The sequence below is a fragment of the Bacillus sp. THAF10 genome (assembly GCF_009363695.1).
GTDB lineage: Bacteria > Bacillota > Bacilli > Bacillales > Bacillaceae_I > Sutcliffiella_A.
In genome coordinates this window covers 3,156,275-3,170,000 of sequence record NZ_CP045403.1, presented here as the reverse complement: position 1 = coordinate 3,170,000, position 13,726 = coordinate 3,156,275, and the positions used below count along the sequence as shown (strand labels likewise).

At 40.3% G+C, this 13,726-nt stretch carries 9 protein-coding genes and 21 tRNA genes (1 of these 30 only partly in view); 27 read left to right on the top strand and 3 right to left on the bottom strand.

Annotated features, from left to right (window positions below; translation table 11 throughout):
• The 26 genes from FIU87_RS16475 to FIU87_RS16350 form a co-directional block, all read left to right on the top strand.
• Nucleotides 1-16: transfer RNA gene (locus FIU87_RS16475), tRNA-Thr, on the top strand; it begins 60 nt to the left of the window's first position.
• A gap of 4 nt (nt 17-20) precedes the next feature.
• Nucleotides 21-96: transfer RNA gene (locus FIU87_RS16470), tRNA-Lys, on the top strand.
• An 8-nt stretch (nt 97-104) separates the two neighbouring features.
• Nucleotides 105-185: transfer RNA gene (locus FIU87_RS16465), tRNA-Leu, on the top strand.
• Nucleotides 186-194: 9 nt separating this feature from the next.
• Nucleotides 195-269, top strand: a tRNA-Gly gene (locus FIU87_RS16460).
• Between the two features lie 7 nt (nt 270-276).
• Nucleotides 277-365, top strand: a tRNA-Leu gene (locus tag FIU87_RS16455).
• Between the two features lie 23 nt (nt 366-388).
• Nucleotides 389-465, top strand: a tRNA-Arg gene (locus FIU87_RS16450).
• 4 nt (nt 466-469) lie between these two features.
• Nucleotides 470-546, top strand: a tRNA-Pro gene (locus FIU87_RS16445).
• Between the two features lie 14 nt (nt 547-560).
• Nucleotides 561-633: transfer RNA gene (locus FIU87_RS16440), tRNA-Ala, on the top strand.
• Nucleotides 634-703: 70 nt separating this feature from the next.
• Nucleotides 704-780, top strand: a tRNA-Met gene (locus tag FIU87_RS16435).
• Between the two features lie 3 nt (nt 781-783).
• Nucleotides 784-860: transfer RNA gene (locus FIU87_RS16430), tRNA-Ile, on the top strand.
• Between the two features lie 14 nt (nt 861-874).
• Nucleotides 875-967 (top strand) — tRNA-Ser (locus FIU87_RS16425).
• Nucleotides 968-995: 28 nt separating this feature from the next.
• Nucleotides 996-1,072, top strand: a tRNA-Met gene (locus FIU87_RS16420).
• 3 nt (nt 1,073-1,075) lie between these two features.
• A tRNA-Asp gene (locus tag FIU87_RS16415) sits at nt 1,076-1,151 on the top strand.
• Between the two features lie 5 nt (nt 1,152-1,156).
• A tRNA-Phe gene (locus FIU87_RS16410) sits at nt 1,157-1,229 on the top strand.
• Between the two features lie 30 nt (nt 1,230-1,259).
• A tRNA-Thr gene (locus tag FIU87_RS16405) sits at nt 1,260-1,335 on the top strand.
• A gap of 17 nt (nt 1,336-1,352) precedes the next feature.
• Nucleotides 1,353-1,425: transfer RNA gene (locus tag FIU87_RS16400), tRNA-His, on the top strand.
• A 7-nt stretch (nt 1,426-1,432) separates the two neighbouring features.
• Nucleotides 1,433-1,506, top strand: a tRNA-Gly gene (locus FIU87_RS16395).
• Between the two features lie 6 nt (nt 1,507-1,512).
• Nucleotides 1,513-1,589, top strand: a tRNA-Ile gene (locus FIU87_RS16390).
• 21 nt (nt 1,590-1,610) lie between these two features.
• Nucleotides 1,611-1,685, top strand: a tRNA-Asn gene (locus FIU87_RS16385).
• Nucleotides 1,686-1,689: 4 nt separating this feature from the next.
• A tRNA-Ser gene (locus tag FIU87_RS16380) sits at nt 1,690-1,780 on the top strand.
• A gap of 9 nt (nt 1,781-1,789) precedes the next feature.
• Nucleotides 1,790-1,861 (top strand) — tRNA-Glu (locus tag FIU87_RS16375).
• Nucleotides 1,862-2,348: 487 nt separating this feature from the next.
• Nucleotides 2,349-4,232: a 1,4-alpha-glucan branching enzyme gene (glgB, locus tag FIU87_RS16370; protein ID WP_152445571.1), complete on the top strand. Its 1,884-nt coding sequence runs from the start codon at nt 2,349-2,351 to the stop codon at nt 4,230-4,232.
• 2 nt (nt 4,233-4,234) lie between these two features.
• Complete coding sequence (locus tag FIU87_RS16365) at nt 4,235-5,392, top strand: glucose-1-phosphate adenylyltransferase (RefSeq protein WP_152445570.1); 1,158 nt, start codon at nt 4,235-4,237, stop codon at nt 5,390-5,392.
• A gap of 35 nt (nt 5,393-5,427) precedes the next feature.
• Complete coding sequence (locus FIU87_RS16360; RefSeq protein ID WP_152445569.1) at nt 5,428-6,453, top strand: GlgC family sugar phosphate nucleotidyltransferase; 1,026 nt, start codon at nt 5,428-5,430, stop codon at nt 6,451-6,453.
• Complete coding sequence (gene glgA, locus FIU87_RS16355) at nt 6,450-7,901, top strand: glycogen synthase GlgA (protein WP_152445568.1); 1,452 nt, start codon at nt 6,450-6,452, stop codon at nt 7,899-7,901. Before FIU87_RS16360 ends, glgA begins: the two co-directional genes overlap by 4 nt.
• Complete coding sequence (locus FIU87_RS16350; RefSeq protein ID WP_152445567.1) at nt 7,891-10,296, top strand: glycogen/starch/alpha-glucan phosphorylase; 2,406 nt, start codon at nt 7,891-7,893, stop codon at nt 10,294-10,296. Before glgA ends, FIU87_RS16350 begins: the two co-directional genes overlap by 11 nt.
• Before the next feature lie 23 nt (nt 10,297-10,319).
• On the opposite strand, the gene FIU87_RS16345 is transcribed toward FIU87_RS16350, so the two are convergent.
• Entirely contained in the window at nt 10,320-11,045 is a 726-nt protein-coding gene (locus FIU87_RS16345) for a lipase family protein (protein WP_253905446.1), read from the bottom strand.
• Nucleotides 11,046-11,381: 336 nt separating this feature from the next.
• Here FIU87_RS16345 and FIU87_RS16340 point away from each other — a divergent pair, with 336 nt between their 5' ends.
• The gene (locus FIU87_RS16340) at nt 11,382-11,807 is read left to right on the top strand and encodes a DUF1801 domain-containing protein (protein ID WP_152445566.1); all 426 of its coding nucleotides are present in this window, start codon (nt 11,382-11,384) and stop codon (nt 11,805-11,807) included.
• A 45-nt stretch (nt 11,808-11,852) separates the two neighbouring features.
• Here FIU87_RS16340 and FIU87_RS16335 read toward each other — a convergent pair whose 3' ends face one another.
• Complete coding sequence (locus FIU87_RS16335) at nt 11,853-12,596, bottom strand: TraR/DksA C4-type zinc finger protein (protein WP_152445565.1); 744 nt, start codon at nt 12,594-12,596, stop codon at nt 11,853-11,855.
• Between the two features lie 118 nt (nt 12,597-12,714).
• Nucleotides 12,715-13,656, bottom strand: coding sequence for a 1,4-dihydroxy-2-naphthoate polyprenyltransferase (locus tag FIU87_RS16330; protein WP_253905445.1), 942 nt, complete (start codon nt 13,654-13,656; stop codon nt 12,715-12,717).
• Between the last annotated feature and the right edge of the window lie 70 nt (nt 13,657-13,726).

Here is a 13,726-nt window from a genome sequence, read left to right as displayed (position 1 = left end):
CCTATCGCCGGCACCATCTTGTGCCATTAGCTCAGTCGGTAGAGCATCTGACTTTTAATCAGAGGGTCGAAGGTTCGAGTCCTTCATGGCACACCATTTATCATGCGGGTGTGGCGGAATTGGCAGACGCGCTAGACTTAGGATCTAGTGTCTTTGACGTGGGGGTTCGAGTCCCTTCACCCGCATTATAGTTAGCGGAAGTAGTTCAGTGGTAGAACACCACCTTGCCAAGGTGGGGGTCGCGGGTTCGAATCCCGTCTTCCGCTCCATTGAATTGCCGGGGTGGCGGAACTGGCAGACGCACAGGACTTAAAATCCTGCGGTAGGTGACTACCGTACCGGTTCGATTCCGGTCCTCGGCACCATCTTTTTCAAATTAATAGATTATGCGCCCGTAGCTCAATTGGATAGAGCGTTTGACTACGGATCAAAAGGTTAGGGGTTCGAGTCCTCTCGGGCGCGCCATTTACGGGGAGTAGCTCAGCTTGGTAGAGCACTTGGTTTGGGACCAAGGGGTCGCAGGTTCAAATCCTGTCTTCCCGACCATTCTTTAAAAATATGGGGCCTTAGCTCAGCTGGGAGAGCGCCTGCTTTGCACGCAGGAGGTCAGCGGTTCGATCCCGCTAGGCTCCACTTATATTCTTTATTTTACGGAGCAGCAATAATGGTGCCAAGTAATTCTAAGAGAATAATTCATCTTTTTGGCGGTGTAGCTCAGCTGGCTAGAGCGTACGGTTCATACCCGTGAGGTCGGGGGTTCGATCCCCTCCGCCGCTACCAAAAGGACCTTTAGCTCAGCTGGTTAGAGCAGACGGCTCATAACCGTCCGGTCGTAGGTTCGAGTCCTACAAGGTCCACCATTTCTTTTATATGCGGAGGAATACCCAAGTCCGGCTGAAGGGATCGGTCTTGAAAACCGACAGGGGTGTTAAAGCCCGCGGGGGTTCGAATCCCTCTTCCTCCGCCATTATTTTCATATGTAAGGTTTTTATTATCGCGGGGTGGAGCAGTCCGGTAGCTCGTCGGGCTCATAACCCGAAGGTCGCAGGTTCAAATCCTGTCCCCGCAACCAAAAGGTCCCGTGGTGTAGCGGTTAACATGCCTGCCTGTCACGCAGGAGATCGCCGGTTCGATCCCGGTCGGGACCGCCATTTTTGGCTCGGTAGCTCAGTTGGTAGAGCAATGGACTGAAAATCCATGTGTCGGCGGTTCGATTCCGTCCCGAGCCACTTTGTATTTTTTGAAGTGTTTTTTCATACGCCGGTGTAGCTCAGTTGGTAGAGCAACTGACTTGTAATCAGTAGGTCGTGGGTTCGACTCCTATCGCCGGCACCATTCAAATAAATATTATGGCGATTGTGGCGAAGTGGTTAACGCACCTGATTGTGGTTCAGGCATTCGTGGGTTCGATTCCCATCAGTCGCCCTTTTTAGCGGGTGTAGTTTAATGGTAAAACCTCAGCCTTCCAAGCTGATGTCGTGGGTTCGATTCCCATCACCCGCTCCATTTAATGGGCCTATAGCTCAGCTGGTTAGAGCGCACGCCTGATAAGCGTGAGGTCGGTGGTTCGAGTCCACTTAGGCCCACCATTTGTTTTTTATGTGTACCGTTCCACCATAGCTCAGCGGTAGAGCATTCGGCTGTTAACCGAAGGGTCGTAGGTTCGAATCCTACTGGTGGAGCCATATTGGAGAAGTACTCAAGTGGCTGAAGAGGCGCCCCTGCTAAGGGTGTAGGTCGTGTAAGCGGCGCGAGGGTTCAAATCCCTCCTTCTCCGCCAGCTAAATCTGGCCCGTTGGTCAAGCGGTTAAGACACCGCCCTTTCACGGCGGTAACACGGGTTCGAATCCCGTACGGGTCATCAAAAGTTGTGGTATTGTAAAATATCATGGCTTTTTTTTTATTGTCCAAAAAGTAAACGTCATTCATCTTACATGGTTTAAATTTCTCCAACTTATATAAATACCCCCTCTATTTTTTATTTAAACTCCATTTCAATAATAAAATTATTATTTCACAAAAACAATAATTTGTAAGCGTATTCATTCGTTCTCTTAACCTTCCATTACTTCGCTTTGCGCAAAAAACTTTTCGACACATTCCTACAAAATTACTGTTTATATGAAAACCCTTTCAAATATATGTTGATATATCAACATTTGCGGTATTTCAACAATGAAAACGGTTTCCCTGAAATGTGAATTATTCCTTAAAAACATCCTTGTAAAAAGATAATGTTGTATTATGTCAAACGATTCTGACTTGTCGTTTAAAGGAGAATATTATAATAAATAGAATAGTGATGAATAACAATATTCTTTTTAGGATAGATGGAAGGGTGAGTATGTTTGATTGCAACAAGCGCATCGGATTATCAACTTCATTTATTTCATGAAGGTACGTTTAATAAAAGCTATGAGCTTTTTGGTGCCCACATTATAAGGTACCGAAAGAAAGTAATTGCAACTAGGTTTACGGTTTGGGCCCCTAATGCAAAGAATGTTCGTGTAATAGGTTCCTTTAACAATTGGAATGGCAGTAAACATCCTTTAGCAAAGCTGACAAATGAAGGTGTTTGGACCATTGAGATAGAGGGAGATTTAACTGGTCATTTATATAAATATGAAATAGTTAGCACAAGTGGAGAAGTTTTACATAAGGCAGACCCTTTTGCATTTCATGCAGAGGTACGTCCCAAAACGGCTTCCATTGTGTACGAGATGGGCGGCTTCAAGTGGAAAGATCAAAACTGGAGAAGAAAGAAAAAACGTAAACTTGTGTATGAAAAACCTGTTTTTATCTATGAACTTCACCTTGGTTCATGGAAGAAAAAAGAGAATGGAGAGCTTTTAAGTTATATAGAATTAGTGGATGAGTTAATACCGTATATTAAGGAGCATGGCTTCACACATATCGAGCTGCTGCCACTAATTGAACATCCGTATGACCGTTCTTGGGGTTACCAAGGTACAGGCTATTATGCGGCAACAAGCAGATACGGAAATCCAAAGGAATTGATGTATTTTATTGATGCTTGTCATCAAGAGGATATAGGAGTCATTCTCGATTGGGTACCAGGCCATTTTTGTAAGGACGCTCATGGACTTTATATGTTTGATGGTAAACCTGTTTATGAATATACAAATCATAATGACAGAGAAAACCTGGTGTGGGGTACGGCAAATTTTGACCTTGGTAGACCAGAAGTAAGAAGCTTTTTAATCTCTAATGCTCTCTTTTGGATGGAGTATTTTCATATTGATGGATTTCGAGTGGATGCTGTTGCCAATATGCTGTACTGGCCAAACTCCGAAGAGGGTCATGCCAACCCCTATGCACAGGAGTTTTTACAGAAATTAAATGAGGCTGTGTTTGAAAAGGATTACAGTATGCTCATGATAGCAGAAGATTCCACAGACTGGCCCTTGGTCACTTCACCGACTTCAAGTGGGGGACTTGGGTTTAATTATAAATGGAATATGGGCTGGATGAATGACATTCTTCAGTATATGGAAGCACAACCAGAACAAAGAAAACATTTGCATGACCTTGTAACGTTTTCAATCATGTATGCATTTAGTGAAAATTTTATTTTGCCTTTTTCACATGATGAAGTGGTTCATGGGAAGAAATCGCTCCTCAACAAAATGCCAGGAGGGTATGAGGATAAATTTGCTCAGCTACGCTTGTTGTACGGCTTTTTCCTTGCCCATCCAGGTAAAAAGCTTCTATACATGGGAGGAGAATTTGGTCAGTTTGATGAGTGGAAGGACCTTGAACAGCTTGATTGGTTCTTGTTAAATCAATATGAGTCTCATCAAAAAATGCACCACTATTTTAAAGAAATGCTGAATTTTTACCATGAACAGCCAGCATTATATGAGCTTGATCATGTACCTGAGGGCTTTGAGTGGATTGATGCTAATAATAGAGAGCAAAGTGTTTTCTCGTTTATCAGAAAAGGAAAGAAAGCTAGCGAGATGCTGATTGTGCTTTGTAATTTCACAGATAGAGTCTATGAGCATTATAAAATTGGTGTGCCTTTATTGTCGGAATATGAGGAAGTATTTAATTCTGATGATGTGAAATATGGTGGAAATGGAATAGAAGGTTCGTCTGTAATTAGTGCAGAGGTTGGAGCATATCACGGAAAAGACTATCATATGATGGTCAATGTTGCACCGTTTGGAATTAGGATGTGGCGACCAAAGAAAATTAGAGGAGTGAACTGAGTATGGCGAAGAATAAGTGTGTAGCAATGTTGCTTGCAGGAGGAAAAGGTAGTAGATTAAGCTCACTTACGAAAACGTTGGCAAAGCCAGCTGTACCCTTTGGTGGAAAATATCGAATCATAGATTTTGCTTTGAGTAATTGCACAAACTCTGGAATAACAACAGTCGGGGTTTTAACACAGTATCAGCCGCTTGTGTTGAATTCTTATATTGGTATTGGGAGCACTTGGGACTTGGATCGTAAAAATGGAGGAGTAACGGTTTTACCGCCGTATACGGAGTCTTCTGGGGTGAAGTGGTACACAGGGACTGCTAGTGCCATCTATCAAAATATCAATTACCTTACTCAATATGATCCAGAGTACGTGCTGATTTTGTCAGGAGATCATATTTATAAAATGAACTATGAGTCCATGCTTGACTATCATATCCAAAAGGATGCGGACGTTTCTATTTCTGTTGTGGAGGTACCGTGGGAAGAGGCAAGCAGATTTGGCCTTATGAATACAAATGAAAAAATGGAAGTTATAGAGTTTGATGAAAAGCCAGCACATCCAAAAAGTAATTTAGCTTCAATGGGTATTTATATTTTCAAATGGAGTGTGTTAAAAGAATATTTGGAGATGGATGATCGTAACCCAGAATCGAGTCATGATTTTGGGAAAGATGTCATTCCATTGCTTTTGGAAGAAAATAAAAAATTGGTTGCGTATCCGTTTAAAGGATATTGGAAGGATGTAGGAACAGTGAAGAGCCTTTGGGAGGCTAATATGGATCTACTTAAGGAAGATTGCGAGCTCAATTTGTTTGAGTATAAATGGCGAATTTACTCAGTTAACCCAAATCAGCCACCACAGTTTATTGCTCCTTATGCTGATGTAGTTGATTCTCTCGTAAATGAGGGCTGCTTTATTGAAGGGAGAATCGAGCACTCTGTATTGTTTCAAGGAGTAAATGTAGGGCGAAATTCTGTAATTCAAAACTCAGTGATCATGCCAGATGCTGTCATTGGAGAAAACGTGTACATTAATAAGGCAATCATTCCAACTGGCTTGAAAATTCCTGACGGTACTGTTATTTGTCCGGAAAAAAATGAGGATGAGATCATTTTGGTGACAGAGGAAATGATGGAAAAAGGGTTGTTCTCCATTTCTCGGTAATAGACAAATTATGAATTCAGAAAGGGTGTCCGGGTATGAAGCAAACAATGTTAGGAATTATTGATGCGACCATTCATAATGAAGCGATGAAGGAATTAACAGAAAAGAGGTCTATTGCGGCAGTTCCATTTGCAGGCCGCTACCGATTAATAGATTTTGTATTATCAAATATGGTAAATTCAGATATCCAGAGTGTGGCAATTTTTCCAAGATATCAATATCGTTCCTTAATGGATCACCTTGGATCCGGTAAGCAGTGGGACCTAGATAGAAAACGAGACGGCTTGTTTTTCTTTCCTAGCTCAGGTAGTAATCTTGATACAAATACTGGCTCGTTTCAACATTTTAAAGAAAATGAAGACTTCTTTGCTCGCAGTAATCAAGAGTATGTCGTGATTGCGAATAGTTTTACCGTTTGTAACATGAATTTCAAACATATTTTAAATCGACATATTCAAAATAAATGTGATATTACACATGTTGTAAAGGATGAAGAATCCTTAGATATGTATGTGCTCAAAAAGGAACTGCTAGTAGCGTTATTTATGAATCATGAAGAAACAGGATACACAAGCATAATGGATGTAGTTGAGGACATTACAAGTGGATACAAGATTTGCAACTATGAATACACGGAATATGCAGCAGTCATTGATTCACTGGAAAGCTATTACAAGCATAGTCTCGAACTACTTAATCCTACTGTATGGAAGCAGGTATTTGTGAAAGAGAACCCTGTGTTTACGAAGGTAAAAGATGAGCCTCCAACAAGCTATTCCAAAGATGCTTATGTTAAGAACTCCATGATTGCAAACGGAGCTATTATTGAAGGACATGTAGAAAACAGTATTATCTTCCGTGGAGTGAAGATTGCAAAGGGAACAGTGATAAAAAACTCTATTGTCATGCAAAAAGGGGTAATTGGAGAAAAGTGTGTTTTAGATTCTGTTATCTTAGACAAAGATGTTAGGGTAGAAGCAAACGCGATACTTACAGGAACAAAGGTAGCACCATACTTGGTGAAAAAAGGTTCAATACAAGGAGCTCTGATGAATTCGTGAAAGTACTATTTGTCGTTGCGGAATGTGTCCCGTTTGTGAAGTCAGGTGGCTTGGGAGATGTGGCGGGTGCATTACCAAAAGAGTTAAAAAAGCTAGGAACTGATGTTAGGGTCATTTTACCGAAATACGGGCAAATTCCTGATGTCTATCAAAACAAAATGAAGCGCATCCAAACGACATTTGTAGATGTTGGCTGGCGCCGTCAATATTGCGGAATAGATGAATTGACTCTCGATGAGGTGACTTATTATTTTGTAGATAATGAGTACTATTTTAAGCGCGATTCCCTTTATGGTCACTACGACGATGGGGAACGCTTTTCCTTTTTCTCCAGAGCAGTGTTGGAAAGTATGACGTTAATTGATTTTGTTCCAGATGTCATTCATTGTCATGATTGGCACACTGGGATGGTGAACTTTATCTTAGAAAGAGAATATAAAACGAACCCACGGTTTGAACATATCCAAAGTGTGTTCACCATCCATAATCTTCAGTTTCAGGGTATTTTCCCACGTTCGATTTTACAGGACTTGCTGAAGATAAGTGATTCTTATTTTCATCCTGATCAGCTGGAGTTTTACGGAAATGTGAATTTCATGAAGGCCGCATTGGTAGCTTCTGGTTTGATTACAACGGTTAGCCCTACTTATAAAGATGAGATCCAAACGGAATATTTTGGAGAAAAATTAGATGGTGTGTTACGCAATCGGAGTGACGCTCTCATAGGGATCATCAATGGCATTGATGATGAGTTGTATAATCCAGCAACAGATGAATGGATTGAACGTAAATATTCGTCTCAAGAGTTAAAAATGAAAAAACAAAATAAAACTTCATTGCAACAATTATGTGGGTTGCCTGTGAACGACGAGACACCTATTATCGCAATGGTAAGTAGACTAACAAAGCAAAAGGGCTTAGACCTTGTGACGCGTGTGTTACATGAGGTTCTTCATGATGATGTACAGATAGTGATTTTGGGAACGGGAGAGCCTTCTTTCGAACATTATTTCAGAGAGCTTCAATATCGTTTTCCTAAAAAGGTTCGTACGTTTATTGGCTTTGATGAGCCTTTAGCACATCAAATATATGCTGGTGCGGATATGTTTTTAATGCCTTCACAATTTGAACCATGTGGTTTAGGTCAGCTTATCGCTTTAAGGTATGGAACCATCCCAATTGTAAGGGAAACAGGGGGGTTAAATGATACCGTACATTCATATGATGAAACGACGTTAGAGGGTAATGGTTTTACCTTTACGAACTTCAATGCTCACGATATGCTTTTTACAATCAGACGCGCTATCAGCTTTTATGAACAGCCAGAGGTATGGAAAGGGATAGTAAAAGAAGCAATGAGCCGAGATTATAGCTGGGCAAAGTCAGCTTTTAAGTATAATCAACTTTATTCAACTTTAATGGCTAGGAGTGGCGTGCATGTTCTCTAATAAAGAACAATTTAAGGCGGTTTTTTTGAAAAAACTAGAGAGTATGTACGGAAAAAGCTTTCAAGAATCTACCTCTAGAGATCATTACCATACCCTTGGAAATATGGTTCGTGAATACATTAGTGCTAACTGGATTGCAACGACTGAAAGAAATCGTGCAAAGGATGAAAAACAAGTCTATTATTTATCGATCGAATTCTTGTTAGGAAGATTACTTGGAAGTAATCTGTTGAATTTAGGAATTCAACAAGTTGTGGAAGATGGTTTGCATGACTTAGGACTTGAATTGTCAGCGATTGAAGAGATTGAAGCGGATGCAGGTCTTGGTAATGGAGGCCTTGGCAGACTTGCTGCTTGCTTTCTAGATTCTCTCGCCTCCCTTGATCTTCCTGGTCATGGCTGCGGCATTCGCTACAAGCATGGGCTTTTCGATCAAAAATTTGTAGATGGCTATCAGGTGGAGCTCCCTGAGCAGTGGCTAAGACATGGAAACGTGTGGGAAATCCGAAAACCCGATCAGGCTGTGGAAATAAATTTTTGGGGAAAAGTCGAATCGTATCATGAGAATGGAAAGGAAATGTTTCGGCATGTAAAAGGCGAAGCCATTACAGCGGTTCCCTATGATATGCCAGTGGTTGGGTATCAAACAGACACGGTTAATATGCTAAGACTTTGGAGCGCTGAGCCTGCACCGTTTCCCGTACATAAAGATATTATGCAATATAAGCGTGATACAGAGGCAGTATCGGAGTTTCTTTATCCTGATGACACACATGATGAGGGGAAAATTCTTCGTCTGAAGCAGCAATATTTTCTCGTTGCTGCAAGCATTGGGAGCATTGTTCGTTCGTATCGTAAAAAAAATAGTAGTTTACTAGATTTTCATAAAAGAGTAACCATTCATATTAATGACACTCATCCTGTTCTCGCCATACCAGAACTGATGAGAATCCTTTTGGATGAAGAGGAATTGACTTGGGAACAGGCATGGGAAATTACGTCTCATACCATATCCTATACCAATCATACAACACTTTCAGAGGCTCTCGAAAAATGGCCAATCACCATTTTTCAACCGTTGCTTCCCCGTATATTTATGATTGTCGAAGAGATAAATGAACGTTTTTGCCAAGAGCTGTGGAACAAATATCCGGGACAATGGAAAAGGATTGAAGAGATGGCGATTCTTGCTCACGGATTGGTGAAAATGGCACATTTAGCCGTAGTAGGGAGCTTTAGTGTAAATGGTGTGGCGAAGCTTCATACCGAAATTTTAAAAGATCGAGAAATGAGACTTTTTTATGAGGTTTTCCCAAACAAATTCAACAATAAAACAAATGGAATCACGCATCGTCGTTGGTTGTTAAAGGCAAACCCGCAGCTAACTGCTCTCATCCAGGATACCATCGGTTATGGATGGATGAAGGATACGATGCAGCTTCGTCAGTTGGATTTGTATGCAGAGGATCCCCTGTTTTTAGAGAAACTCGATAAGGTTAAGCGTAGCAGAAAAGAAATTTTAGGCGAACGGATCCGTAAACAAACAGGAATGCTAATTGACCCAGATAGTATTTTTGATGTGCAGGTTAAACGTCTTCATGCCTATAAACGTCAGCTTTTAAACGTTTTTCATATTATGTATTTATATAACCGATTAAAAGAGGATAGTAGTTTTGATATTCATCCAAGAACCTTTATTTTTGGGGCTAAAGCTTCTCCAGGCTATTATTATGCAAAGCGTGTTATTAAACTTATTAATGCATTGGCAGATAAAGTGAATAACGATCCTGCAATTCATGGACGAATAAAAATTATTTTCCTTGAAAACTACAGAGTGTCACTTGCAGAAGATATCTTCCCGGCGGCAGATATTAGCGAGCAAATCTCCACAGCAAGCAAAGAAGCTTCTGGTACTGGGAATATGAAATTCATGATGAATGGTGCAATCACCATAGGTACGTTGGATGGAGCGAATATTGAAATAAAAGAAGAAGTTGGCGAAGAAAATATGTTCATTTTTGGACTAACAGCCGAAGAGGTATTGAATTTTTATCAAAATGGAGGCTATCGTTCTAGTGAGTATTATCACCATGATAAACGAATTCAACAGATTCTTGAGCAATTAGTCAATGGTTTTTTCCCAGATGTGGATGATCATTTCGAGCCAATACACGATTCGCTTCTTATGCAAAATGACGAATACTTTGTTCTAAAAGACTTTTCCTCTTATTTGGATGCCCAGGCACGGGTGGACGCAGCGTATCGTAATAGAAATAAATGGCTGACAATGAGTGCAAAAAATATTGCCCATTCTGGCTTCTTCTCCAGTGACCGAACCATTAAACAGTACGCAAAAGAAATATGGGGTCTTGAACCAAGTTATAGTAAACGATAAAAAGAGGGTGAAGACCCTCTTTTTTATAATTTTTCTTTCATCGCTCTTAGATAAGTCTCCATACTGTGGTTTTTCACGATCGAACCTTCTCGTATTAAAAAGATGGATTGGTTCTCCGTATGGGAATAAAGCCAGGTTTTCTTGCTAAAAGGGCCCACAACCTTTCTTGGTGGAACAAATGGGACAAGGTCAGCAAGATTGACAAAGCGAATGGATAACGGAACATTATCATTATAAAGTTTTGCAAATGCTTTATCTCCGACTCGAGGGGAGCCGTAATTGTACATACAAATGGTTTTAAAGTTTAAATTTATACTCGCATCTACTGCAAAAAGAGTAGCAAGTGCGCCCCCAAGGCTATGCCCTGTCACAAATAAGGTTTTTAGATTGTCACGCTCTTGTAAGCTAGTCATTAATTCCTCCCGCATCGACTCATAAACAGATAAAAAACCGCTATGAACAAGGGCGGGTGAATGACAGTACGGAAAATTTTCCTGGTAGATCTCAGCGTCAGCGATCCAATCTGGGTCTGTTTGCGTCCCCCTAAAACTAATGACAATCGCATCACTTGATTCTATGATAAAACCAAACCATTCCTGTGTATGAAAGGAGATCCCTTTAAACTCCTTTACAAGTTCAAACCCTTTAGGGGGATAAAAGATCCCATTTTGAAGAAGTTGATCATACGCTAGCTGACAACAATGCGCTAAAAATACAGCCCAGTCTTTTGAAAGTATATCCTGCACCATTTTTATCCCTCCCAAAAATCCCAATAGTGGGCTAAGATAATGTATGGGCGGATAACATAATTGGTGCATCCTGTGTTATTTGTTAAGCTCTTTTCTAAAGATTGTTGCAAAAACCTAAGAAAAAGTGGGCTTTAAGACTTTTTCCATTCATTATTCGAAGAAAAGTTGCCACATATTTAAAGCTTCCTATGCGAAAAGAGCACGACTGCAACCTTGTTGACGGGTTGCTTAACTATACGCAGTAGCACCAAAGTTTACGAAAACAGTCTTATATTAAAGGGATTTTCACAGTTATGTTGAAGTGATAATTAAATGATTGTAATTAGGAGGGGTTTTATGGGATATGAATTAAAGACAAAAGAAACGGAGAATAGTGTAATTGAGTTTATCGAAGGTGTGGATAATCCTAAGAAACGAGAGGATGCCTACAGATTACTTGATATTTTTACTGAAACGACGGGTTTTGAAGCAAAAATGTGGGGACCAAGTATCATTGGATTTGGTTCATACCATTATAAGTATGCTACAGGTCATGAAGGGGATTCCATGCTTGTGGGATTCTCACCAAGAAAAGCAAAAATTAGCTTGTATCTTGCAACAGGAGATGCAAAAAGAGAAGAGCTTTTGAATAAATTCGGTAAGCACACAACAGGAAAAGCATGCGTGTACATAAACAAAGTGGCTGATATTGATGAAGAAGTATTAAAAGAGTTAATCCAACAGTCCGTAAGCTTTACACAGGAAACATATCCGCAAAAATAAAAAAGCACGTGCAGGTTCACCGTGATCCTGCACGTGCTTTTCTTTTTATTCTGTGTAAGGCTCTTTCTCATATCCGTAAAGGTCTCCAAAGGAAGTCATGATTCCTTCCTCATCGAGCGCATCCTCATAAGCCTCATGTTTAATAGAAGGATAAACAGTAATATTTTGTCCGTACATATCCGTACCTACAAAGCTTTCATAGTCCTCCACATATCCTTCGTTTTCATCACTTTCGACATACGTGCGATCATAATGCTCGATATCGTCTGAGAAATCAGAGGGGGATTCTGAAGTTCCGTACCTCTGTACAATTTGCCAACTATCTTCTCCATCAAATACAACACTTTCTGAATCATCGAATTCATATCGCCCAAACGGAGGCATGATAACCTTTTCTTCAACTGGACGATCGTGGGACACCACCTGATCTGGACTATGTTCTTTACAATATGTGGTGGTGGGAAGAGCATCTAACCGTTCCTCGGAAATTTCTTTCCCACAAACCTCGCACTTTCCATATGATCCATCTGCTATTGCTTTTAGGGCATGTTCGATGTCTTTTAACTCCTTTTCCGCATGTTCATTTAAGGCGATATCCTTCTCCCGCTCGTATAATTCTGTTCCTAGGTCTCCGGGGTGATTATCATATGCAGAAAGCTCACTTACATTTTCATAAGGATGCTCTTGTTCAAGCTGATAATGCTCATTTTGATGTAAATGTGCTTCTAGGTCTTTTTTTGTATTTTCAAGCTGAGCTTGTAATTGTGAAATTTTATCAGGGGAAATCATTCAATTAGACTCCTTTCTAAATCCTATCTATTTGTATTATGAACGTAACTTTCAAAAACATAATTGGGAATTAGTGAACAACAAAAAAAGGAAACGTGACTTTCTCACGCTTCCTTCATTAGATAAAATAACCAATAATCAAACCAATACCAAGCAAAAACCCAAAGATTGTGTTAGTTTGAGCAGTTGCAACCATGGCTGGCATCATTCCAATATTGCTTTTGTTTGCTTTAAACCCTTTAACAGCTGCTAATGGTTTCCTAACAGATAAGAAAACTAATAATGCCCATAAAGATGCGTAGCCTAGTGCAATAAAGAGCACAATAAGCGCATAGGAAACAAGGAACATGATGGCGAGTAAGGTAATAGCATGTTGACGACCGACTAAAATGGCAACTGTTTTACGTCCGTTTTCTCTATCTCCATCGATATCACGAATATTATTAGCCAGTAAAATAGCACCAACTAAAATGGAGATAGGAATAGAAAGGAGCATGCTAGTACTTGTCACGGTCCCAGTTTGGATGTAAAAAGCAATGAGAATAATAACGAAGCCCATAAAAAAACCTGCTACAATTTCTCCAAATGGGGTATAGGCAATAGGGTAAGGGCCTCCAGTATAAAAATACCCTGCAGCCATACATGCTGTTCCAATAAGTGCTAGCCACCAGCTGGTATTCAGGCAAATATACACGCCAAGCAAGGTTGCAACACCAAAAAAGGCAAATGCTAAACGAATGACGGTTTCGGGCCTTACTCCGTGGCGGACAATTGCTCCTCCAATTCCAACAGAGTTCTCATTATCTAAGCCTTTTTTAAAATCGTAGTATTCGTTTATCATGTTGGTTGCTGCTTGAATTAATATGCTCGCAACTAACATTGCCAAGAACAAAGGCCAATCAATCGCTGTTTCATATAGCGCTAATGCTGTACCGATAAATACAGGTACAAAAGCCGCCGTTAATGTATGAGGACGAAGAAGGTTCCACCACACCTTCCAGTTCTTCTCTTTTGATGACACAAAGCCTGTCCCATCATCATGTGTTATTTGAGGATTCACTCTACTTCACTCCATAAAGAAACATTATATTATAATTACTATATAAGTGTATGTAAAGCCACAAGGGGTG